At 49.9% G+C, this 22,969-nt stretch carries 27 protein-coding genes and 1 pseudogene; 23 read left to right on the forward strand and 5 right to left on the reverse strand.

The features are described from left to right. Positions 1-24 precede the first annotated feature (24 nt). The 4 genes from hydA to hydB are packed head-to-tail and all read right to left on the reverse strand — an operon-like array spanning position 25 to position 4,097. A complete protein-coding gene (hydA, locus tag GBV73_RS02990) occupies positions 25-1,305 on the reverse strand; it encodes an NADPH-dependent hydrogenase/sulfhydrogenase 1 subunit alpha (RefSeq protein WP_152879228.1) in 1,281 nt (426 codons plus the stop codon). Further along, complete coding sequence (gene hydD, locus GBV73_RS02995) at positions 1,305-2,096, reverse strand: NADPH-dependent hydrogenase/sulfhydrogenase 1 subunit delta (protein WP_152879202.1); 792 nt, start codon at positions 2,094-2,096, stop codon at positions 1,305-1,307. The genes hydA and hydD overlap by 1 nt, the downstream gene beginning before the upstream one ends. A 10-nt stretch (positions 2,097-2,106) precedes the next feature. Next, positions 2,107-2,997: an NADPH-dependent hydrogenase/sulfhydrogenase 1 subunit gamma gene (gene hydG, locus GBV73_RS03000; protein ID WP_152879204.1), complete on the reverse strand. Its 891-nt coding sequence runs from the start codon at positions 2,995-2,997 to the stop codon at positions 2,107-2,109. Further along, the gene (hydB, locus tag GBV73_RS03005) at positions 2,994-4,097 is read right to left on the reverse strand and encodes an NADPH-dependent hydrogenase/sulfhydrogenase 1 subunit beta (protein WP_152879230.1); all 1,104 of its coding nucleotides are present in this window, start codon (positions 4,095-4,097) and stop codon (positions 2,994-2,996) included. The genes hydG and hydB overlap by 4 nt, the downstream gene beginning before the upstream one ends. 221 nt (positions 4,098-4,318) lie before the next feature. Between hydB and GBV73_RS03010 the strand changes: the two genes are divergently transcribed. Genes GBV73_RS03010 through GBV73_RS03100 form a run of 19 tightly spaced genes read left to right on the forward strand, consistent with a single transcriptional unit; the run spans position 4,319 to position 19,804 of the window. Beyond that, a complete protein-coding gene (locus tag GBV73_RS03010; protein ID WP_152879206.1) occupies positions 4,319-6,232 on the forward strand; it encodes a molybdopterin oxidoreductase family protein in 1,914 nt (637 codons plus the stop codon). Between the two features lies 1 nt (position 6,233). Beyond that, complete coding sequence (locus tag GBV73_RS03015) at positions 6,234-6,731, forward strand: 4Fe-4S dicluster domain-containing protein (protein WP_042700102.1); 498 nt, start codon at positions 6,234-6,236, stop codon at positions 6,729-6,731. Then, on the forward strand, positions 6,728-8,152 hold the full coding sequence (locus GBV73_RS03020) for a hydrogenase 4 subunit D (protein ID WP_152879208.1): 1,425 nt from the start codon (positions 6,728-6,730) through the stop codon (positions 8,150-8,152). The genes GBV73_RS03015 and GBV73_RS03020 overlap by 4 nt, the downstream gene beginning before the upstream one ends. Then, complete coding sequence (locus tag GBV73_RS03025) at positions 8,153-9,964, forward strand: proton-conducting transporter membrane subunit (RefSeq protein ID WP_152879211.1); 1,812 nt, start codon at positions 8,153-8,155, stop codon at positions 9,962-9,964. A gap of 1 nt (position 9,965) precedes the next feature. Continuing rightward, a complete protein-coding gene (locus GBV73_RS03030; RefSeq protein ID WP_042700109.1) occupies positions 9,966-10,838 on the forward strand; it encodes a respiratory chain complex I subunit 1 family protein in 873 nt (290 codons plus the stop codon). Between the two features lie 4 nt (positions 10,839-10,842). Continuing rightward, positions 10,843-12,483, forward strand: a complete 1,641-nt coding sequence (locus tag GBV73_RS03035) for an NADH-quinone oxidoreductase subunit C (protein WP_042700112.1) — start codon at positions 10,843-10,845, stop codon at positions 12,481-12,483. Next, complete coding sequence (locus tag GBV73_RS03040) at positions 12,474-12,971, forward strand: 4Fe-4S dicluster domain-containing protein (RefSeq protein WP_004068374.1); 498 nt, start codon at positions 12,474-12,476, stop codon at positions 12,969-12,971. Before GBV73_RS03035 ends, GBV73_RS03040 begins: the two co-directional genes overlap by 10 nt. Beyond that, entirely contained in the window at positions 12,968-13,738 is a 771-nt protein-coding gene (locus GBV73_RS03045) for an NADH-quinone oxidoreductase subunit B family protein (protein ID WP_152879213.1), read from the forward strand. Before GBV73_RS03040 ends, GBV73_RS03045 begins: the two co-directional genes overlap by 4 nt. Continuing rightward, a complete protein-coding gene (locus GBV73_RS03050; RefSeq protein WP_004068376.1) occupies positions 13,689-13,940 on the forward strand; it encodes a hypothetical protein in 252 nt (83 codons plus the stop codon). The genes GBV73_RS03045 and GBV73_RS03050 overlap by 50 nt, the downstream gene beginning before the upstream one ends. Beyond that, positions 13,937-14,206 carry a monovalent cation/H+ antiporter complex subunit F gene (locus GBV73_RS03055; protein ID WP_152879214.1) on the forward strand — a complete coding sequence of 90 codons (270 nt, stop codon included), beginning with the start codon at positions 13,937-13,939 and terminating at the stop codon, positions 14,204-14,206. The genes GBV73_RS03050 and GBV73_RS03055 overlap by 4 nt, the downstream gene beginning before the upstream one ends. Next, positions 14,203-14,535, forward strand: coding sequence for a monovalent cation/H(+) antiporter subunit G (mnhG, locus tag GBV73_RS03060; RefSeq protein WP_004068379.1), 333 nt, complete (start codon positions 14,203-14,205; stop codon positions 14,533-14,535). Before GBV73_RS03055 ends, mnhG begins: the two co-directional genes overlap by 4 nt. Beyond that, entirely contained in the window at positions 14,528-14,770 is a 243-nt protein-coding gene (locus tag GBV73_RS03065) for a hydrogenase subunit MbhD domain-containing protein (RefSeq protein WP_042700120.1), read from the forward strand. The genes mnhG and GBV73_RS03065 overlap by 8 nt, the downstream gene beginning before the upstream one ends. Position 14,771: 1 nt before the next feature. After that, positions 14,772-15,494, forward strand: a complete 723-nt coding sequence (locus tag GBV73_RS03070; RefSeq protein ID WP_371716990.1) for an MnhB domain-containing protein — start codon at positions 14,772-14,774, stop codon at positions 15,492-15,494. Then, complete coding sequence (locus tag GBV73_RS03075; RefSeq protein WP_042700126.1) at positions 15,491-15,868, forward strand: sodium:proton antiporter; 378 nt, start codon at positions 15,491-15,493, stop codon at positions 15,866-15,868. Before GBV73_RS03070 ends, GBV73_RS03075 begins: the two co-directional genes overlap by 4 nt. Continuing rightward, the gene (locus GBV73_RS03080) at positions 15,865-16,350 is read left to right on the forward strand and encodes a Na+/H+ antiporter subunit E (protein ID WP_042700128.1); all 486 of its coding nucleotides are present in this window, start codon (positions 15,865-15,867) and stop codon (positions 16,348-16,350) included. The genes GBV73_RS03075 and GBV73_RS03080 overlap by 4 nt, the downstream gene beginning before the upstream one ends. 5 nt (positions 16,351-16,355) lie before the next feature. Continuing rightward, on the forward strand, positions 16,356-17,897 hold the full coding sequence (locus GBV73_RS03085; RefSeq protein WP_152879216.1) for a proton-conducting transporter membrane subunit: 1,542 nt from the start codon (positions 16,356-16,358) through the stop codon (positions 17,895-17,897). Position 17,898: 1 nt separating this feature from the next. Beyond that, positions 17,899-18,252 (forward strand): hypothetical protein, encoded by a 354-nt coding sequence (locus GBV73_RS03090; protein ID WP_042700133.1) that lies wholly within the window; start codon positions 17,899-17,901, stop codon positions 18,250-18,252. Next, on the forward strand, positions 18,249-19,304 hold the full coding sequence (locus tag GBV73_RS03095) for an FAD-dependent oxidoreductase (RefSeq protein WP_152879218.1): 1,056 nt from the start codon (positions 18,249-18,251) through the stop codon (positions 19,302-19,304). The genes GBV73_RS03090 and GBV73_RS03095 overlap by 4 nt, the downstream gene beginning before the upstream one ends. After that, the gene (locus GBV73_RS03100) at positions 19,301-19,804 is read left to right on the forward strand and encodes a 4Fe-4S dicluster domain-containing protein (protein WP_042700139.1); all 504 of its coding nucleotides are present in this window, start codon (positions 19,301-19,303) and stop codon (positions 19,802-19,804) included. The genes GBV73_RS03095 and GBV73_RS03100 overlap by 4 nt, the downstream gene beginning before the upstream one ends. Here the strand turns inward: GBV73_RS03100 and GBV73_RS03105 are convergent. Then, a complete protein-coding gene (locus GBV73_RS03105) occupies positions 19,801-20,919 on the reverse strand; it encodes an MFS transporter (RefSeq protein WP_152879220.1) in 1,119 nt (372 codons plus the stop codon). The two genes, GBV73_RS03100 and GBV73_RS03105, sit on opposite strands and share 4 nt — an antisense overlap. An 84-nt stretch (positions 20,920-21,003) precedes the next feature. On the opposite strand from GBV73_RS03105, the gene GBV73_RS03110 reads away from it, so the two are divergent. The 4 genes and pseudogenes from GBV73_RS03110 to GBV73_RS11285 all read left to right on the forward strand — a co-directional run. Next, complete coding sequence (locus GBV73_RS03110; protein ID WP_042700145.1) at positions 21,004-21,927, forward strand: serine/threonine-protein kinase RIO2; 924 nt, start codon at positions 21,004-21,006, stop codon at positions 21,925-21,927. Positions 21,928-21,929: 2 nt separating this feature from the next. Next, positions 21,930-22,211, forward strand: a complete 282-nt coding sequence (locus tag GBV73_RS03115) for a hypothetical protein (protein WP_152879222.1) — start codon at positions 21,930-21,932, stop codon at positions 22,209-22,211. A gap of 44 nt (positions 22,212-22,255) precedes the next feature. Next, positions 22,256-22,864 (forward strand): IS607 family transposase, encoded by a 609-nt coding sequence (locus GBV73_RS03120; protein ID WP_152879224.1) that lies wholly within the window; start codon positions 22,256-22,258, stop codon positions 22,862-22,864. Then, positions 22,845-22,969 (forward strand): annotated as a pseudogene (locus GBV73_RS11285) (RNA-guided endonuclease TnpB family protein); the annotation flags it as partial. The gene GBV73_RS03120 and the pseudogene GBV73_RS11285, both read left to right, overlap by 20 nt.

Here is a 22,969-nt window from a genome sequence, read left to right on the forward strand (position 1 = left end):
AAATGAAGGTGAAAAGTTTAAAAATTAAAGCCTCACCACGTGCACAGAACATGAAATACATGGGTCATACGCCCTAACAGCCATCTCTGCAAGGAGCTTGAGCTTCTCAGGATCATCCTGCCAGTGCTTCTCCGCCATCATTCTAACGTGGCGCTCCATGATTGCAAGGTTCATTGCCGTTGGCGTTATTATGTCCGCATAGTTAACCTTTCCATCCTTGACCTCAAGAGCATAGACGAGCAACCCTCTTGGAGCCTCGGTTATGCTCACTCCGAAGCCGTCTCTTATTTCAACCTCATCCCTCTCCTTTATTGGCCACTTTGCAAGGGTGTCGTCTATTAAGTCAATTGCCCTCTCTATGAAGTAAACGAGCTCAATTGCCTGAGCAAAGTTGTTTGCAAAGCAGTTGTTATATCTGAGAAGGTCCTTGTATTGGGCGTAGAGTTCCTTCGCCTTGCCGTAGAGAAGATCTGCGTTGTTAACTATTCTTGAGATCGCACCAACCATGAAGGGCTTCCCTTTATAGAAGGAATGCTTTGCAAAGCTGTGTTCAACAACTTTCTCAACTATGTGCTTTTTGTAATCCTCAACCGGGAACTCAAATCCATCGCTAACCTTAATGTAGTCTCCGTATATGCCATAGACACCATTTCTTGGCTTCACTGCCATATGAACCATTTCATCGTCTGTCACTTCTTCGTACTGTTCGAGTTTTGAGAACAGCTCCACTGTATATTCCGCCAGAGGTAGCGCTTCCTTCAATTCTTTCTTAAGTTCTTCAAACTGGGCTTTTGTTGGAAGCTTTCCAAAGCCTCCAAGTATAGCATTTTCTTGATGAATTGCTCTTGAGCCGAGATAATCCATTATCTTTGAACCAATGTTTTTCAGCGTCATTGCGTATTCGATTTCTTTTCTGTATTTGTCCACCATTGCCAGTGGATTTGAGTAGCCAAGGTAGTCAGGAAGGACTAAAAGGTAAAGGTGTAGGGCATGGCTCTCTATCATATCCCCTATGTAAAGCAGGTCTCTCAAATCCTGAATTTCGGGTCTTGGGGTGAATCCTATTGCCTTTTCAGCAGCTTCTACAGCGGTAAGTTTGTGAGCTGCCGAACAGAACGAACAAACTCTCGGATAGATTGCCAATGCCTCTTCAAGTTTCTTGTCAAGTGTAATAGCCTCAAAGAACCTCGGTCCCTCAATGATGTTGAGCTTTACCTCTTTTACGCCCTCATCACTTGTAACTATCTCTATTCCTCCCTTACCCTCAACACGGGCTATGTGGTCAACAGTAATCGGGATATACATCATTCTCCCTCCCCAAATATCTTGTTAACCATCTCCTCAAGCTTTGGATTGTGAGCGTTGAAGATCTTCATCCTCTCAAGTATTTCCTCTTTCGTAAGGCCTTTCTTCTTGAACTCTAAGGCTAGAGAGTCAACCCACGCAACGTCATATCCTACAGCCCCTCTGCACCCAATGCAAGCAACGTTAAAGCCGGGACACCTTGCATCACACCCGGCAACTGTCACCGGCCCTAAGCACGGCTCTCCCTTTTCTATAAGAATACATGGGTTCCCTCTAAGCCTGCACTCAACACATACGGGATAATCAATGTCTTCGGGCCATGAGCCCACCAAGAATGTGCCCAACGCGTAGAGGAAATCCTTCTTCTCTGGCGGACAACCATAGATTTTATAGTCAACCTTTATGTATTTTTCAACGGGCTCTGCCATCTTGGGCTCAAATTTAACATGTGCATCTCCGTAAACTGTCTTCCAGAGCTCACTGAGCTCTTTATCTTTCTCCCAGCTCTGTACACCACCGTGAATAGCGCATGAACCAACTGCAACTACTATCTTGGCTTTTTCTCGGATTTTCTTTACTAGTTCAACTTCTTCTTGGGTTGAAACACTTCCCTCTATGAAGGCTATATCCACTTCCCTATCCTCGCTGCTATCTCTATCCAGCATGAACCAGCATTCTATCTTTGCCTTGTCCAAAAGCTGAATTATCTCGTCCATCATAGCGAACTGGAGTTGGCAACCATAACATGAAGTGAGAGCGTAAAACCCGATGCGAACTTTTTCGTTCTCCATCTTCACCACCTCAGTCGAGCATTCCTGGTGTTGATACTATGTCAAAGTACGTGAATACGGGGCCATCTTTACAGACGTATTTCCATGATGTGCTTGTTCCTACGTTGCAGTGGCCACACTTACCGATTCCACATTTCATCATTCTCTCAAGCGTCACGTAGATGTTCTCTGGTCTGTAGCCGTAGTTTATAAGGGCCTCAAAAACATCTTTGTACATCCTTGGAGGACCGCAGATTGCTACTGCTGTGTTCTTGGGGTTTGTATTTGCTTCGACTATGAAGTTCTGCGGCCTACCTTTTGGTCCCGGCCAATCAGGATCTCTGGTGACACTTTGAATTATCTTAACGTTCTCAGCCTCCGCTATGTCTTTCATTGCCTCAAGCTCCTTGTAGAAGAGTAAATCCTTCCCATAGCGGGCAGTGTTTATGAATGTTATGTTACCGTATTTCCACCTGTTGTCCATCGCATAAAGGAAAACACTCCTTAGAGGAGCCGTCCCGAGACCAGCTGCTATTAAGAGCAAGTCCATCCCTTCCCATTTGTCAACAGGAAAACCGTTTCCATATGGGCCCCTCACGAGTACGGTATCACCAGGCTTAAGCTTGTGGACTGCAGTAGTTACCCTTCCAGCTTTTCTAATACATAGTTCAAAGAAACCCTGTCTCATAGGAGAAGAACACACGCTAATAGGTACTTCCCCTATTCCCGGTATTGTAAGCTGAACAAACTGACCCGGCTTAAATGTCCAGTTCTCTGCAATAGTTGGGTCTTCAAACCTAAATAAGAACAGCTTTTCCAACTCGGTAAGCTGATATACCCTGAGAACTCTAACCCTTTCCAAGGCGTAGGGATTGTCCTCTGCAAAAGTATTGCTCCGAGGAACAGGTCTTGGTACGGTCATTGTTCACCACCTCCAACAGAAGGACCATACGCAAATCCTCTCTTTGGAATCTCCTCCGAGATTCTCGGTGGACATGAGCTTTCTTCAAGACCCAAAATGGTTCTCAAATTCCTCACAAAGCTTATCTCTGCAGGACAGAAGTATGAACACCTACCACATCCAACACAATAGCTGAGACCAAGTTTTTCAACATATGAATTTTTGCACATATACCTGTTCATAAATCTAGATTTCTTTGTTGGCCTAAAGTTGTGTCCACCTGCCACCATTCCATGTCTTACCAGCTGACAAGAATCCCATCTCCTAACTCTTGCCCCAGTAACTCCATCGATATTTGGAATATCTTGGACATCAAAGCACCTGCAAGTCGGGCAGGTAGTGTTGCAGTTGCCACATGCAAGACATATGTCGGACTGCTCGTCCCACATCGGGTGCTCTGTCTCGAGCTCAAGCAGATACCTCAAGTCCGCCCAGTCTTCGTGGTACTTGAACATCTGCTGCTTTTTATTTTCAAAATCTCTAAAGTTGCACACATCCTGAGATGTTACTTCCTCAAAGAGACGTAAGTTCTTATCAACTATCCTGTGACCAGTAGGGGTCCCGACACGAACAAGCCAGCCATCGGGAAGTTCATGGAGGAATAAATCGAAGCCATCGTCTGCAAAATCCGTCTCCCTCAGATTACAGAAACAGTACTCATCCGGGACACAGCTAATGCCTATGATAATGCCTTTTTCCCTTCTAACCTTGTAATATTTGTCTGGAAGCTCGTCCAAGTATATGGTATCCATTATTTTAAGCCCGAAGATGTCACATGCATGTACCCCAAAAACAACAAACGGCTCAACATCTTCAATAGCTTCCTTGTACTCCACCTTTGATAGATTAAATTCAAACATTTTTTCCCTTGGCAGGAAGAAGAACTTTTTTGGTGGCATTATAGTTCTGTTGTAATGAAATTCCACTTCTTTGACGTTTTCTATCTCTCTAAAATCATAGAATTTCTCAGAGATTTTTACGGGAGCGTAGAGGATTCCCCAGTCTTTTAATCGCTCTAAGAATTCATAAGTATTCTCCTTCGGGAGCTTAACGTACCTCAACTCCATCACCCCTCTTTTCTAAGCCTATGAACAATGTCGATTTATTTTGTACATTAAACACCAATCATAGTACTTCAAAGCCTATAAAAAAGCTTTCTAAACCCTTAGCTTTCCAACCAAAGGTTTAGAAAATTCTTAAAAGCTTTACATATATCTAGGTCAAGGAACACTTATGGTCATGTGAACATAAATGTACATGTATACATACCGGAGGGAAAAATATGCGGATCGTTACCTGCCCATACTGCGGGGCCGGATGCAGGGCATATGTGAAGAAAGAGCTATCTCGCCCATTCATGATAGAGTACGTCACTGATATAAATGTTCCAAATGATCGTGGAAAGCTCTGTCCAAAAGGGAATGCCATGTTTGAACACATACTCAGCAAAGAGAGGCTGAAAACGCCCTTGAAAGCCGTTGAGGAAGGAAAATTCGTAAAGATAAGCTGGAAAGAGGCTATAAATGAAGTTACCTCTTTTATCCGGGACTACATGAAAGACGACCCCAACAAGCTTATGTTCATCGCGGGTGGAAAGGTCAGCAACGAGTCCGCATATCTTTTCCAGAAACTTGCGAGGAACATCGGAACGAACAACGTTGACAACACCAGCCACCTTTGCCACGGCGTATCCGTGAAGGCCATACTGGACGCAAACTTCGAAAGGAACTGGGCGACGTACGATGATATCGAAGAAAGCAACGTGATAATCCTTTGGGGAACAAACCTTGCAGAGACCGCCCCGCTTATTTTCCGCAGGGTTTTAAAGGCTAAGAACAAAGGCACTAAAATCATTGTCATAGACCCCAGAAAGACCAAAACCACAAAATTTGCTAGTAGTCACGTCCGTCCGTTTCCCGGCACCGATATTGTACTGATAAACGCCCTTATCAACTTGCTGATGGAAAGAAGAAACGTAAAGAGTGTCCATTTCAAAGCATCCGATCTAGAAATAATAAGTAAAGACACACCAGAGCACGCTGAAAGAATAACAGGGGTGCCTGCGAGAGATATCGAGAAAATTGCAAGGGAAATTGGTCTTGCAGGGAGAGGCATTATTTTATGGGGCTCTGGCATCGCCATGCACTCTAACGGTTACGATGTTATCAGGAGTATCATAACGCTCGCTTCAATGGTTGACTTCAAAGTCCTGCCGCTTGCTGGTCAAAACAACTCCCAGGGAGTCATGGACATGGGCGTGGTGCCCGACTTACTGCCCGGGTACAGAACATACGACGAGATATACTTCTTTAGGGAGGCATGGAAGAATGAGGGACTTCCAACCGAAGTTGGGCTCGACATTCCGAAATCAATTAAAGAGGCACAAAAGTGCAACGTTTCGGCGTTTTACGTTATGGGAGCAAACATCGCAGTGAGCTTTCCAGAGGCCGAAAAGGCCCTAAAACGTGCAGAATTCGTCGTTGCTCAAGACATATTCCCGACGCAGACAACAGAACTTGCCGATATCGTTCTCCCTGCGGCGGCGTTCCTTGAGAGCGACGGTTCTACAACGAACGCCGAGAGGAGAATCCAGTGGAGCTCCAGGGTGAAATGGCCCCCGGAGGATGCCAAGCCAGACTGGGCGATTTTATGCGAGCTGGGAAATGCGTTAGGACTGAAAGGATTTGATTTCTACTTCCCCGAGGAGATTCTCCGGGAGATAAGCACTCTCGTTCCGCAATACGTAAACGCCAACCCCCGCACTTTAACGAGAACGCCTGAAGGAGTTATGTGGAATACTGTACCGAGTTCCCAGCCCACGAAAGTATATGTATCAGATAAGATGCCCCTCTTGGAACCTCCAGTCATGATTACGGTGAGATATGTGGGCCAGTTCCAAACAGGAACAATGACCAAAAGGAGCCCTTCACTGAATGTCAGGTGGCAAGACTTGCCCATTCTGGTAAGTGAGGAAGACGCACAGAAATGGGGAATAAAAGACGGCGATAGGGTAAAGCTCATCTCTGAGAGCGGGAAGTACATTGGGACCGTGAAAGTCTCCAAGACAGTAATTCCCGGTACTATCAAGGTCCCCTGGCACGAGGGTGCCAACCGCATAATGGGCCTGAAGATTGATGAGGAAACTGGTTTGCCTCAAATGAAAGCATGTTCATGCAAACTTGAGAAGGTGGAGTGATATGGGGAAGAGAGTCTTTATCGACTTTAGGAACTGCATAGGATGCAGGTCCTGCGAGATTGCCTGCGCTAGGGAGCATCACGGGAAAGCTAACATTACGCTCATCGAGACATCAGAACTACTAATGATGTCCTTTAACTGCAGACACTGTGAAAATGCCCCTTGTATGCTGGTCTGCCCTGCCAGGGCGCTCTACAGGGATGAGGACGGTGCAGTACGCATCAAGTACCAAGAGTGCATAGGCTGTATGTTCTGTTCTGTTGCATGTCCCTTTGGCACACCAGAGTTTGTCCCCGAGCTGAAGATCATGGTAAAGTGCGACCTCTGCAGTCACCGCAGGGACGAGGACAAACTTCCGGCGTGTGTTACGACGTGTCCAACTGATGCTCTAATTTTCGCCAGTGAGGAGGAGATACTCCAGATAAAGGTCAAACAGAACCTTGCCAAGGTTGAAGAGCTCGCCAAGAAGGTTGAAAAGATAATGGGGGGAACCGTATGATATTTGAGCTCATCACGCTTTCAATAATCCTCGCGTATGCAGGTGCAGTATGTTTCGCCCTCGATGACCGGAAAGCAGACACCGTAATGTTGCCCCTTCTCTGGGCCTCGACGATCCTCCAGATAGTCGCTGGAGCCCTGTTCTACTCGTCCCCCTCGACGACTCATGTTAAACTGCTGGTCTCAGAAAAGTTTGGAGAAGTATACGGCTTCATAATTGACCCTACGAGCGTGTTCACGGCCCTAGTGGTTTCATCTGCGGGTGCAATATTCCTGACATACGCGGTCAGGTATATGGACGATAAAAACATCGGGCACCCCCACAGGGGCCAGAAGGGAAGGTTCTATGGGTGGATGATGATATTCCTTGGCTCAACACTCACGTTCATATACTCATCAACGGTACTGCAGATGCTGATATTCTTCGAGCTGATGAGCCTGGCGTGCTGGGGTGTCGTCGGGTTCTACGGAAGCAGAAAATCTGAAAGGTCAGCCCTCAAGGCCCTCCTGATACCGAACTTCGGTGCAGTTGTGGGTTTCTACACCGCTGTGGCCTTCGGGTTCAAGTATGGCGACCTTGGCTTGAAGTTCCTCGGCGACCTGCCCGGGAACGAGAAGCTGATTCTGTTCATCTGCCTCATGATTGCGGCCTTTACAAAGAGCGCCCAGTTCCCGTTTTACTCATGGATTCCTGATGCTATGGTAGCCCCAACACCGGCGTCAGCGTTCCTTCACGGAGCGGCGATGGTCGAGATGGGTGTTTACCTGCTGGTAAGGGTCGTCCAGTTCATGAACCCGCCCAGAGAGGCGTTCTACCCGATGGTGGCAATCCTCTCCCTGACGCTAGTGATAGCAATCCTCGCGTATCCCAAGCAGACCGATGCCAAGAGGCTGCTCGCCTACTCAACGATAGCAGAGTGTGCCATCATGTATGCCGGAGTTGCAACTGCAGTCCTCGGCCACCCCGTTGGGATTAAAATCGCGCTGTTCCAGCTCATGAACCACGCCTACCTCAAGGGCCTCGCGTTCCTCACCGCGGGAGCCTTCACATACTACTACGGCACCCTGGACATGACGAAGATAAGGGGTCTCAAGGAGACCCCAATACTTGCATACGGCTGGGCTATAGGGCTCCTCGGGCTCGCGGGACTGCCGCCGTTTGGCATTTTCTTCAGCAAGCTCTACCTCTTCCTCAACGCCGGCCCGATGTACAGCTCCCCGCTTGGAGCACTGCTGCTGACCCTGATCCTAGTGGACTCAGTCATACTGCTGGCGGTCGGTCTCAGGAGCATCAACATGATGGTATTCAGCGATGGAGAGGGGAAGAAAGTTGATGGCATCGTAAAGGGCGCACTGACCGGGCTGATACTCCTCTCCCTGGTCTCGGCATACATTGGGTACTTCGCCCTGGGGGTGATGTGAATGCTGTTCGCAGTCCTGTTCACCATCGCGATCATAATAGGACTTCTCAGGCGAGAACAGGTAAAGGCAGTGGGGTTGCTGTCAGCCTTGGCCTCATTGACCCTGATAGTCGAGGCCTTCAACGGCATCAATGTTACTTACTCCATCTTTGGGCTTGAGTTCACCTTCATGACCGACACCCTGTCAAGGTTCTTCTGCATACTCGTGGGAATCTCGGGTTTCGCTGTCTCGATCTACACCACTGAGTACATGGAGCCGAGGCACCTGAACCTCGCCGCTTATCCAGCTTTCATACTCTCAATGGCGCTCATAGTGATCAGCAGGGACTTCCTCGGGTTCATAATATTCTGGGAGCTCATGACAATAGCCTCTTACATCCTGATAGTCACATACTACGACAGCCCCGAGACCAAGAGAGCTAGCCTCATCTACTTCGTCGCAATGCACGCCTTCAACACGGCACCGCTCCTGCTGGCCATAGGTGCCATCTACAGTAATTTCGAAACACTCAGCTTCTCCGCCTTGCAGGGGGCCTACGTGCCGACCTGGGTAATTTGGGCCTTCCTCATCGGCTTCATGTCAAAGGCGGGCATATTCCCCATACACTTCTGGCTCCCGGAGGCACACCCTGTCGCTCCAAGCAACGTGTCCGCACTCCTGAGTGGTACGATGCTGAAGATGGCCATCTACGGCATGATAAGGGTCATCGAGCTGTTCCCGGGAAGTGAGGCAATCGCTAGGACGATGGTCGTGCTTGCAGTCCTCACAATAGCGGTTGGAGCGATAATGGCCCTTGTTCAGAAGGACATAAAGAGGCTCATGGCATATTCGAGTGTGGACAACATGGGCTATCTGTTCCTGGCGCTCGGAGCCTATATAATGCTGGACGGGACCCTTAAGAAAATCGCGTTCCTTGCATTACTGCTCCACGCCTTCAACCATCTTGTCTTTAAGAACTTACTCTTCATGCTTTCGGGCAACGTGCTCCACGCAACTGGTAGAAAAGACCTTGAGCTGAGGGGCCTTGGAAAGAAAATGCCATTCACCGCGGCAATGATGGTCGTGGGAATCCTCTCGGTGTCCGGGGTTCCGCCGTTAAATGGCTTCATAAGCAAGTGGCTGATATACCAGGCGACGTTCCTGTCAAAAGACCCCCTGCTGGTCGGGGGAGGAGTTGTAAGCCTGTTTGCAAGCGCACTAACTCTAGCAGCATACATCAAGATATACCGTATCTTCGGGGGAGAACCCAACGTTGAGGCCCACGAGGCAGCCCCGCTCATGCTCGCGGGGGAATCCATTCTGGCTTTCCTGTGTGTGGCCGCGGGAATATTCCCCGGCGTGATAGCCGGGCTGTTAGACGTCGAGGTCGGAAACCCATGGCTGATTTCGCTCGGTGGAGCGACCTTTAACGTACTGCTCTTTGCAGGGGTGCTGCTCTCTATCATACTCGCAGTGGCAATAGCCTTGCCTACAAAGAAGAATCTGGACACTCCATGGACTACGGGCGAGCCGGCTGAGAAGTTTGAGCAGAGGCCCGAGCACATGTTCGCCCCGGTATCAAGGTGGGGCGAGAAACTCGGTATCATCGGCAGGAAGATTGAGAAGAAGCTCTCAGCCTTCGAAAGGTGGTACTCCTCTAGAGACATGGGATACCTCGACGAGATGGTGTTCATGCCGGTAATCCGACTGATGGCAGGGACTTCCTACGTGATAAGGGAGCTGTCCAAGAACCTGAACGCTCTGCTCGCGGTGACGTTCCTGGTGCTGTTTACGATAATCCTGACGATGGCCGTACTAGTGGGGGTGATCTGATATGGAGATCATCGGGGCAATCATTGCTCCATTTTTACCACCACTGCTGGATGGCGTTGCGAGAAAAGTGAAGGCGATGATACAGAACAGGGTAGGGCCCTCAATCCTCCAGACGTGGTACGACATAATCACGCTCCTCTCAATGGACTCAATACTCCCCACGTCCTCGCTCGCATTTAGACTGGCTCCCTACGTCGCACTCGCGAGCGCACTCTGCATGGCCCTCATGCTGCCCTACGGGTCAGACGCGATAATAAACTTCGGAGGGGACTTGATAGCGTTCATATACGTCTTCACCCTGTTTTCCGCGGCTTTGGTATTTGGAGCCCTGAGCGTGGACAATTCGTACTCCCACGCGGGAGCTAACAGGGAGTTAACGCTCTCGCTGGTATTCAAGCCTCTCTTCGCGATTACGATAGGCATATTCGCCCTCAAGACTGGCTCGCTAAGCATAACTGAGATTGCCCGCTCAATCTCCCTGAGCCCCTCAATCATCGGAGCCTACCTGCTGCTCCTCTACGTTACCTACGTGGAGTCGGGGTTCATACCCTATGACATTGCCGAAGCTGAGACGGAAATCCTAGAAGGTCCCCTCACAGAGTACAGCGGCAGGCTTCTCGGTCTGTTCAAGTGGGCACTCCAAATAAAGAGGTTCGCGATGATATGGCTGTTCGCGTCTTTCGTGGCCCTTCCTGTGGCAAAAGGCGCCGCCGCATTTGCCCTCCAGCTACTGGTATTCCTGCTCACTTACCTGCTGATGGTGACCTACGAGTCCCTGAACGCCCGCCACAGGCTCGACCAGGCAACGAAACAGGGAGTCAAGGGCATCATTATCGGTGTGATAATCATGATAATCGCGTGGCTAGGATGGTGAGACTATGATAAGAGAGTTTGAAGAAAAATTTGGCTCGACGCTTGAGAAAAAGGTCATCGCAAAGAACAAAGTACTTTACACGCTGATGGTGAGGAGAGAGGACTTTCCCAACATAATCAACTACATCCTCAGCAGGCCGAACACAAGACTCTTCACAATGGTCGGAATGGATGAGAGGAACACCGAAGAGGCCTTCAGTGTGACCTACTGGTTCCTTGACTGGAAGGACAACGAAGTCATTGGGATAAGGCTCTACGTCCCCGAAGATGAACCCTACTTCCCCAGCGTGGGAGCTTTTCACAAGGGAGCAATATGGTTCGAGAGGGAAGTTCAGGACTTGCTGGGCCTTAAGGCGGAGGGGCTTCCAGACCCAAGAAGGCTGGTACTCCCTGACGACTGGCCAGAAGGAGTTTACCCGTTGAGGGAGGACTTCCAGTACTGCCACTCCCCAGCCGGAACGAAGAGCTACCCCTACAGGGAGCCGCCCGAAGATTCTACGGTGCACCCGATGGGGCCGTACCACGTCGCGCTGGACGAGCCGGCGCACTTCAGGCTCTTTGTGAAGGGTGAGGAAATCGTTGACGTGGACTATCGCGGCTTCTACTCCCACAGGGGCATAGAAAAGCTCGCAAGGGGAAGGCTAAACTACAACCAGATAGTATTCATCGCGGAGAGGATATGCGGTATATGCGGATTCGCTCACTCCGTAGCGTACGCCCAGGCCGTCGAGGAGGCGGCCGGAATTGAAGTGCCGGACAGGGCGAGGTACATCAGAACGATACTCCTTGAGATTGAGAGGCTGCACTCCCACCTCCTCTGGCTGGGCGTTGCGGCTCATTTAACCGGCTTTGATACAGCATTTATGCGCTCGTGGGAGATTAGGGAGCAGGTCATGGAGCTCGCCGAGAGGCTCACCGGCAACAGGAAGACGTACGGCCTTGTTCTCGTTGGCGGAGTCAGGAGAGACCTCCTGGACTACAGGAAGTCCCTGATTCTTGAGACGCTTAAGAACCTGAAGAGAGAGTTCGACGAGCTCGTTGACATGCTCGTATCAACGAAGAGCTTCGTAAAGAGATGTGAGGGCATCGGTGTGCTCCCGAAGGAGAAAGCAAGGGAGTGGGACACCGCTGGCCCACTGGCGAGGGCTTCTGGAATTGACTACGACACGAGAAAGGGCCTCCCGTACGCGGCATACGATGAGCTGAGCTTTGACGTCCCCGTCTACAAGGACGGAGACGTTCTGGCAAGGGCACTCGTGAGGATTGACGAAGTGAAGGAGAGCATCTCCTTGCTGGAACAGGCCATTGACACTATTCCAGGCGGACCCGTGATGGCGGAGTTCAACGAAATCCCAAGCTGGAAGGAGGGCATATCAGCCGTTGAAGCCCCAAGAGGCGAGAATACCCACTACGTAATGACCGGAGAGGTTAACAGAATCTATAGGTGGAGGGTGAAGGCGCCGACGTACAACAACCTCCAGGCGGTTCCGGACATGCTGAGGGGCTACACAATAGCCGATGCTCCGCTGATAGTAGCCTCGATAGACCCCTGCTACTCATGTACCGAGAGGGTTCAGGTCGTTGACGTGAAGTCAGGAAAGACAAAGGTAATCTCACTGGGCGGAGGGATAGGGACATGCCCGTGACAAAGTACTATCCCTTCGAGCCGGAGCAGGCTCCGCCTGAGTACAGGGGAATCCCGGAGATAGACCCCCGCCTGTGCGTGGGATGCGGCGCATGTGTGAACGCATGTCCCCCTGACGCGCTGATCAAGATAGACGACTACGAGAAGGGGACGAGAAAGATAGTACTCGACATCGGCAGGTGCATAAGGTGCGCGAGGTGTGAGGAGGTCTGTCCAACCGGGGCTATAAGACTAACGCAGGAGTTCGAAGCGGCGAGCGACGACAGAAGCTCTCACGTGGAGGTAATAGAGCTGAGGCTCGCAAAGTGCAGGGGCTGTGGAAAGTACACCGACTACACCGAGAGACAGCTCCAGAAAGTCCTCTCAATGATACCCCCAGGCATCGTTGAGTTCGACAGGGTGAGAGAGAAGCTCCCGCTCTGCAGGAAATGTAAAAGGCTCCTAACGGTTGTTAACGCCACAAAGTTCGAGGAGGAGATGAGAGAATGAAGCTCAGATCCGTTTGGGTCTTTCACCTCAACACCGGGGCGTGCAACGGGTGCGACATAGAGATACTCGACGTCCTCACCCCCTACTACGACGTCGAAAGGCTTGGTGTCAAGCTCGTCTCAACTCCTAGACACGCTCACGCCTTACTGGTCACCGGACCTCTAACGAGGCAGTCATACTACTCCGCTAAGAGGGCCTACGAGGCAATGCCCCCCAAGCCGAGGATAGTCATCGCCATAGGCACCTGTGCCTGTAGCGGCGGAATCTTCTACAACAGTTACGCCGTGAGGCGGGAGTCCGAAAGGCTCGGACTGGAGTACCCGAGGGCAGGAGGAACTTCTGAGTTCCTACCTGTGGACGTGTATATTCCGGGGTGCCCACCAAGGCCGGAGGAGATACTCTACGGGCTTGCACTCCTGCTCGGGGTTGCCGAGAGGAAGCTCTCCCCGCGCCACTACACAGAGGAAGAGTTCACCCTCCCGCGTACCCAGTTCAAGGCATGGGTTGAGGTAATCCTCAAGGCGAGGATCAGGAAGGAGCTCGGCTACTTCGACGGCTACAGGCTCCTTGAGAGGTTCATGGATCTCGTGGACGCTGCAGAGACGCCGGAAGCCCTCAAGAGGCTTGTCGAAGAAGAGAAACTCAAAGAAAAGGACAGCCGGCTCAGGTACGGGCTGGATAAGCTCTATGAGTACTACCTAGAGGTGGTGAGGACGTATGAAGACATACTTGGTCAGAAAAGGAGAGTATTTAGAGTTCAAAAATGACGTCGCACGGGTGCTCGATCACTTCGAGTCCAACTTTTCAACCGAGGAAATCGTCGGAGAGGTTAGCGAGAGGAGTGCAAAGCTGGTCGAAAAGGGTGTGACAGATATAGATGCCTACCCGGAGGAGGATAAGGAGACGATAGCCAGACTGCTTCCCGAGATAGAAAAGGGTCTCATAGCCGTGAGGAGGGTCTTTAGATGATTGAGACGGCAATTTACGTGCTGTTTGCGGTTTACGGGCTCTCAGGTGTGCTCTATTTCATCAGACTGTTCAGGGGACCAACCGTGGTAGACTCAATCCTCGCCGCGGACTGTGTGTCCCTCGATGTCGCGCTGATAGCGTTGCTCCTGTCAATCTACTACAAGAACTCGTTCCTGGCAGTCGGGGCACTATTCCTGGTGCTCTGGGCGTTTATCCTAGACGTGTTCGCAGCCAAGTACCTCACGAGAGAGGAGGTGGGAACTTGATACTCACAGTCATCGGGCTTATACTCCTCGCTATAGGAGCAGTCTGTGACCTCCTCGGTGCGATAGGAATGCACAGGTTTAACACGTTCTACCTTAGACTGCACGCCGCGACCGTGGGCACCGTCGGAGGAAAGTTCTACCCGCTCCTCGGAGTTGCGTTTATAGCAGCGGAGCAGGGCCTGTGGCCCGTTGTCGGAATCTCGGTACTTGCGGCGCTCCTTGTCCTGGTCACGACCCCCGTGGGAAGCCATGCACTTGCATACGCCGCGAGCAAAGCCAAGATAGTGGAGATGGAGCTTGATGAGTTCAGGGGGGAGAAAGATGTTTGAGCTGGCGGCAATTTTCCTCTTGTGCGCAGTGGCCCTCAGCTACCTCATAGTCACAGAGACAGACCTGCTGAAGGCCATCGCTTATTCTGGCGTCTTCGGGGGACTCATACTGCTGACGCTGTATGTTCTGATGGCCCCCGACGTAATCCTCGCGTACGTTGCGATAGCTGTGGGACTCTCCACCGGCCTTATGGTGTTCGTGGTAAGCAAAACGACGAGACACGAGGTGGTCTGAAGTGAGGAAGTTCATCACACTCTCCCTCATCATGCTGGCGGTCATAGCGGGGGCATACTACCTCTCCCCACACCTGGTCCCCAAGACGGAGCTAAACGCACTTGGCGAGTTTTACCTTAGAAACAGCTACTTCGGGGAGTACTCTGCCGGTTCACCTGAAGTTGTGACCGCGATCCTCTGGGATTACAGAGGGCTTGACACATACTTTGAGACCGCCGTCCTGTTCATGGCAATAATCGGTGCGGTATCAATCTTTAGGAACATGCCCAACGTGAGCTTCCACCCCTACGGCTTCACTGACATCACAAAAACAGGAGTGAAGATAGTTGGCTTAATCACGTTCGTAGCAGCTGCCACAACCGCATTCCACGGCCACATAACACCCGGAGGTGGTTTCCAGGGCGGTTCAATGCTCGCTGTGGTGCCCCTGCTGGTAATAGTTGCATTCTCTAAGAAGGCACTTGAGAAAGCAGGGCTTACCAAGGAGAGGGCCCTCGTCATAAGAACGATAGGCCTCCTCACAATAGCCATCGTTGCGTTCTACCCCCTCCTTGTGGGGGGATACTTCATGCAAAACCTGCCGGTGTACCCGAAGGAGCTCTACGGAATGCTTGTTAGCGGAAGTCTGTCCCTCTTCAACATGGCGGAGTTCTTAGCAGTCGGAGCAGGGTTCACGATAATATTCTTACTTCTTTCAAACCCAGAAGGAGGGAGCGAAGCATGACGTTTGCCCTTGCGTTGATAGTGAGCAGCATAGTCGCGATCATCATAATCTCGCTGTACGGCATAGCGGTGAGACCAAACCTAGTGAAGAAGATAATCTGCCTGGGCATATTCTCCGACATCATCAACGTGGCGGTCATACTGCTTGGCTACCGCGCCGTCGAGAGACCCCTCCCACCAGTGCTTACTGACTACTCACAGAAGGGCGTTGAGGAGCTCGTCAAGGGGGCAGTGGATCCACTTCCGCAGGCCCTCACCATTACCGCAATAGTCATCGGGCTTGCAATAACCGTGCTCATGGCCTATGGCGCAATCCACATCCAGAGGAAGTACGGCACTGTGGACGTTAGAAAGCTCGCGAGGTGGGAGGAATGAGGTTCCTGCCGGTGATGTTGCTCGCGTTCATACTGTACATCATAATAACGGGCTCGGCCACTCCATACGACATTGTAACGGGGGTAATAACAGCTCTCGTCGCAGGCCTGCTCTTCGGCAGATACCTAGTGAAAAACCCCAAGAAAGCCCTCAACCCGGCAAGATGGGTCGCCATGGTGGTCTACTTCATCAAGTACATTACGGTAATCGAGCTCAGGGCCCACTTGGATGTCATAAAGCGCATAATCTTCGGCGATACGAACCCGGGCATCATTAAGGTTCCCATTACCGTGAAGGACGAGTACGCTAGGTTTCTGGTCGCCAACTCAATAACGAACACCCCAGGCACCGTAACGGTGTACATGGACGAGAAATACGCTTACGTCAACTGGATAGACGTGAAGACGAGAGACCCGGACGAGGCCAGGAAAGAAATCCTTGAGGAGTTCGAAAAACATGCAAAGAGGATTTTTGAGGGGTGATCCAGATGGACGCACTGATACTCCCCACGATTCCAATGGCGTTTGCATTCGCGCTCCCCGTATTATCCCAGCTACTTAAGGGCAACAAGAAGTTCGTCAACGCCTACGCCATGATAGTCACGGGGCTAACGTTCGTGCTGAGCCTTGACGTCTTCAGGGCAGCGTACTCCTCAGAAAAGCCGCTGATCTACACCTTCGGTGGGTGGAAGACCCCGATAGGCATAATATATGAGGTAGACAAGTTCGGGGCACTGCTCGCCCTCACGACGTCGTTCCTCATGTTCATAATAACGTTCTACTCGATCAGGTACCTTGAGCACGAGACCGGCGTCGAGTGGTACTACACACTCTACCTCGGGCTTGAGGCGGGACTCCTAGGAATATTCCTCACTGGGGACGCGTTCAACCTCTTCGTAATGCTCGAGGTCACCGCAGTCGCTGCCTATGGGCTTGTGATGTTCTACACGGAGGAAGGCTACCCAGCATACTCCGGTGTTAGGTACGCCATCATAAGCTCCATCGGAACGACCTTCTATTTCCTAGCGCTTGGCGTGCTCTACTACGGCTTCGGCACGGTGAATTTTGCAGATCTTGCAGCGAAGGCAAGGGGCTACCCGTTCCCGGTGTCAGAGGCCGCTGGCAACCTCCTGACGGTGTTCGCCCTCGCAATGGCACTCATAACGCGGGCATTCACCATAAAGTCGGCAATCATGCCCAATCACTTCTGGCTTCCGGGGGCACACTCCTCAGCACCGTCCCCGATATCGGCAGTCTTGAGTGGCCTTGTAGTTAATGCAGGAATTTACGGTTTGGCAAGGTTCATATGGCTGTTCACGGGAATTTCAGAATTCGAAAACGCTGTGAGAGTTGTTTCGACGGTGCTGATAGGACTTGGTGCGGTATCGGCACTGCTGGCTTCCTTAGCAATGACCGCACACGACGACGTCAAGAGGATCGTCGCCTACTCAACAATCCTCCACATGGGATACCTCGCAATGGCGGTTGGCCTGAGGACTGAACTCGGAACCAAGGCGGTGGTCTTCCACATGCTCAACCACTCACTGGGTAAGGCGCTCCTCTTCCTTGCCGTTGGCGTCTTCATCCACGAAGCTGGAAGCAGAAAACTCCAAGATCTCGCTGGACTCGGCAAGAAGATGCCCCTCACCACGGTAAGCCTCGCCATAGCGACGATATCCCTCGTCGGCCTTCCACCGACCAACGTGTTCTTCAGCAAGCTCGTGCTCTACTATGCCTACCTGGAGAAGAGCGTGGCCCTGGTAGTTGTCCTTGTGCTCTCAAGCGTCTTTGCCCTCGTGAGCTACATGAAGATGCTCTACTGGCTCTGGATCAAGAAGACAGAGAACAACACCGAGGTGAAAGAACCCAAGAGCATGGTGGCAGTGCTACTGTTGCTCGCCGTGCTGTGCCTTGCGATTGGAATCCTCTCGCCGCTGATAATCGAAAAAGTAATTGACCCTGCTACAGTACAGGCCCTCGACGTTGAGGGATACATACAGGCAGCCATAAATGTCCTAGGAGGGAAGTGAAATGCCCCTTGAACTCCTGAAAAGGCACTACGGAGACAATCTACTTGCGGTTGCCCAAGTAAGGGATACCCTGCTGGTAATACTCAAGGAGGGAGACAAGGTCGAACTGCTGGCCGATGCAGCTGAAAGCATTTTCGAACCCCTTGCTGAGAAGGGTTACGATGTAATGCTGTGGCTTTCGGACTCAATCGACACCCTCCATCCTGAAGTGTTTGGGGATATGGACGACTTTCGTGTTTTGTATGACCCCGAGGACTTCCTCTCACCCCATCTTTCGAAGTTATTGGAGATGAAAGGAGCCCTTCCAACGCTCAAAAACCTTGACAAGATGCTGATTAAGGAGGTGGTAGAATGAACGGAATGAGATTTGCATTCTTGTGTAGAGAAAAACCAAACCCCACTGGCAAAAAAGTAGCAATAATCGGCGCAGGGCCGGCAGGCCTCAGTGCCGCGGGCTACTTGGTCTGCCACGGCCACGAAGTTCATGTTTACGATAAACTTCCAGAACCTGGAGGATTAATGCTCTTTGGAATCCCCGAGTTTAGAATTCCAATCTACCGCGTCAGGGAAGGATATAAAGAGCTCGAAAACGTGTTCGAAGTCAAATTTTACCCGAACACCAAGGTAAGCTTTGAGGAAGGGGAAGAAGAGGGAGACGATTTCGTCAAGAACGTCGTGAACTTTGACGAGCTCGTCCAGAACTATGATGCAGTTTTAATCGCAACAGGAACATGGAAATCCTCAATTCCAAACATAGAAGGAGTTGAGCTAGAAGGAGTTTACCCAGCACTTGGATATCTGTTCAGGATAAAAAGCGCCAAGCTCGGCCACCTGAGCTGGGATGAAGTCGTTCCAGTAGAAGGGAAGAGAGTGATGGTTATTGGAGCAGGTCACACGGCCGTTGATGCGGCAATGGAAAGCCTGCTCCTTGGTGCAGAAAAGGTCTACATGAGCTACAGGAGGACAATAAAAGAAGCCCCTGCCGGAGCATACGAGATTAACCTCCTCCAGAAGAGGGGTGTTAAGTGGCTTGAGCTGACCGTTCCGGTCCGCATAATAGGAGAGAACGGCAAAGTCAGGGCCATTGAACTCCAAAAGTGCAAACTGAGCGAGCCTGACGAGACTGGAAGGAGGAGGCCCATACCAATTGAGGGCTCGAACTTCCAGATAGACGTTGACTACGTAATCTTTGCCGTTGGTCAGAGCCCAACCCCACCCAAGGGAGCAGAGATTGCCATTGACAATAAGGGCAGGATACTAGTGGACTCACGGCACATGACAAGCATAGAGGGAGTTTTCGCCGCCGGTGATGTTGTTACTGGCCCCTCAAAGGTAGGAAGAGCCGTTTTGGACGGTCTTTTGGCGGCTGAAAGCATGCACCACTGGCTTATGGAGGTGAGAAAATGAGGAGGATACTCCACGTTGACTACAGCCTCTGTATCGGGTGTGAGACGTGCCAAGGAGTCTGTGAGTTCCTTCACCATGGGAAACCAAACATAAAAATCTATTACACCATGAGCGGCCTTCCAATCCCAATAAACTGCCGCCACTGTGAAAAGGCTCCGTGTATGGAGATATGTCCCGTTGGTGCAATCTCAAGGGACCACGATGGCGCTGTAATAGTGGATCCCCAGAGGTGCATTGGATGTTTCATGTGCCTTGCTGTGTGTCCGTTTGGTGTCCCAAGCTTCAACGTGGAAGTGAGAGCCATTACAAAGTGCGACATGTGTGCAGACAGGCGTGAGCTTGGCATGGAGCCGGCCTGTAAGGAGATGTGCCCGGCGGAGGCGATATTCTTCGGAAAGCCAGAGGAAGTCGAGGATAGGGTCAGAAGGAGGACTGCGGAGAAGATAGCGAGGGAGAGGATTTCGTCAGAGTCTTTCGAGAGCTTTGGACAGATGCTTTAATTTCTCTTTTTATTTTCTGATCTTTGCTCCTGCACCAATATCAATAAACTCAAAAGGTACATCCCAGAAATTGAATAAAACGCCACTTCATAACCCATCCTATCTATTAAAATTCCAATGAAATATGGGCCAGCAGTCGCTCCAAAAAAGCCCATCATATTCACAAAACCCATAACTGTCCCAAGATTCTCCTCACTCGCATGCTCACTTGTATAGGCGGTAACTATCGGACCAACGGAGTAGAAAAACAACCCCAATAACAAAACCAATACGGGATAAGCGGTTTTTACCAACAGGAAAGACAACAAGGCATTGAACATAAGAACAAAGAAGAGGCTGGTTTTCCCAACCCTATCATACACGTTCCCTCCAGCAATAGAGCCAAACACCCCCACTATTGAAAGAAGCGAAAAGTAAAGAGAAGCTTCTTCTACACTTCTACCTTTGTTTACAAAGAAGTCTGGAAGGAAGGTTAGTATCCCAAAAAAGGCAGCCAAGACTATGAAGTTCATAATGCTGAGCCCAAACACGTTCTTGGGTATAGCGAACTTCGGTTTTTCAACCCGTCTTACTTCTCCCTTGATTATCAGCATAAGCGCTAGTCCAACTGTTAAACTCATAAGCGAGAGAACTAAAAATGAATACCTCCACTCCAAGGCTAAGGCTATTGGAACAACAATTGCTGGAGCAATGGCACTTCCTATTGGAGGCCCAACCATAAAAACGCCCAATGCAGAACCCTTTTTCTCCTTGTAAATCTCACTTATAAGAGCCGTCGCCGGAGCATAATATAAGCCCGCAAAAATCCCGTAAAGGGCCCTAATCCCAATAAGATGCCAGTATTGGCGGGCAAAGATAATCAAGGAACTTGCTAATGAATACCCAACGATGCTGATAACTACGAGCTTTTTTCTTCCGAGCCTGTCTCCAAAATAACCGGCCGGGACTTGGATTAAAGCGTATGGAAGGAGAAGGGATGTCATTAGAAGCCCAGCCTGAGCGTTTGTTATGGCTAACTCTTCTTTGATTAGTGGAATAAGGGGAGGAATAGCCATTCTGTGAGCATAATTAAATATCCACCCAAGAGAGAGCAGTAAGAGAAGTTTTCTCTGCATATTTTGAGGTGAGAGGCTGAACGTTTAAAAAATTATCGAAGAGTTAAATATAAAAAGGAGATGATGTAGGGCTGATTGAGAGCCATGGTGAGCAAACTTCTTGCACTTGAAATCTATCCAAAGCTGAAGGATTTGGATTTCAGGGTACTCAGAGGGGTAGAGCTTAATATGCGCCATTACGAGTGGGTACCCCTTGAGGTAGTGGCAAAATTTTCCAGAGTGGACATTGAGACGGCTTCTTATCGTCTGGGGAAGCTCGATAACTGGGGACTCGTGAGAAGGAGAAGCGATATGGGGTATATAGGTTATCAGCTCACTATACATGGATACGATGCTCTGGCAATAAGAACATTCGCCCAAAAGGGGATAATCAAGGCAATAAGCCAGACACAGATCGGGGTAGGGAAAGAAGCGGACGTTTATGTTGGAATAACCCCCAATGAAGAAAAAGTGGCCGTTAAATTTAATCGGATAGGAAGAACGAGCTTCACAAGGATAAAGCTCTACCGGCCAGATTTTGTTAACAAAAGGCACATCTCGTGGCTCTACGTTTCAAGACTCGTTGCCCAAAGGGAGTACGAAGCCCTTCAGCTCTTGAGCCCAATAGCCAAAGTTCCCAAACCTATTGCCTGGAACAGACATGCGATTGTTATGGAGTTTATAGAAGGGGTCGAACTTGTAGAGCTTGCAGACACGGATTTGACAAAAGAAGAAGCATCGGAGATACTGGATAAAGTTCTGGAGGAGTATAAGAAGATAGTCGAATTTGGGATAATTCACTCCGACATGAGTCTTTACAACATAGTCCTTAGGAATGACGGAGACATACTAATAATAGACTGGCCTCAATACGTAACAACGGCTTTTCCAGATGCCAAGTACTACCTGGAGAGAGACCTTAGAGTCCTCTTGAACTCATTTAAACGAAAATGGCAGGTAGAAAAAGACTGGGATGAAATTTGGAGAGAATTTGAAGAAGCATTTAAAAAGAGTCTAAGAGAGGCATGAGCATGGCAGAGGAAGGATTTATTGTATCTCTCCTGAAGGAGGCGCAAGGGGCATTAAATGAGCGAAAAATTGAAGTTGCAAAAAGGAAATTCGAAGAAGTTATGCATTTCTCAGAAGACTCCCATCCATGGATTTATTTTAAAGCCTGTTTTGGTTTGGTCGAAGCCTTTATGGAGGAGGGCAGCTACGCCAGTGCTATAAAATACTCAGTTGAGGCCCTTTTGAATGCTCCAGATGAAGAGATTTTTTCACTTGGGCTGTTCTTTAAATGGTTAAAAGCGTAAATTTTAAATATTTTTGTCTCATAATCTCTTTGGGTGTGAGCTGGATGAGGCTTTATCGGACAGGGAAAGCGGCGCAACTCCTTGGCATCAGCAAGCCGACACTCCTCAGAAAAATCAAAGCCGGCGAGATTAAAGCATACAGGGTCGGAAAAGAATACAGAATTCCAGAAAGCGAGATTAAAAGACTCCTCGAAGGCAAAATCCCCGACAAGGTTGTAATTTACGCCAGAGTATCAAGCAGAGACCAGAAAGAAGACCTTGAAAGACAGGTCGAATACCTCAAGAACTACTGCGCATCAAAAGGCTACCAAGTTGCAAAAATCATAACAGACATTTCCTCAGGACTGAACGAGAACAGGAAGGGGTTAAAACAGCTCTTCAAACTCATTGAAAGCGGGGAAATAACAAAAGTCGTGATAACTTACAAGGACAGGCTCACCCGCTTTGGATTCAAATACCTTGAGCAGTATTTCAACTCACACGGGGTTGAGATTGAAGTAATCTTTGATGATGAAGAGAAGACACCGGAAAAGGAACTTGTTGAGGACTTGTTAGCAATTGTTACTTCCTTTGCTGGAAAACTCTATGGTGCCCGTTCTCACAAGAAAAAACGCCTTGTCGAGGCGGTAAAGAATGCCCTCCGAGACGATTAAGCTTACGGCAAAGTTCAAGCTCAAGACTGAACCTGAAGGGTTAGAAGACCTCTTCTCCCTTTATTCTGATATTGTAAATTTACTCCTTGATTATGTTTTTGAGAA

The sequence above is a fragment of the Thermococcus sp. 101 C5 genome, from assembly GCF_009372125.1.
GTDB lineage: Archaea > Methanobacteriota_B > Thermococci > Thermococcales > Thermococcaceae > Thermococcus_A > Thermococcus_A bergensis.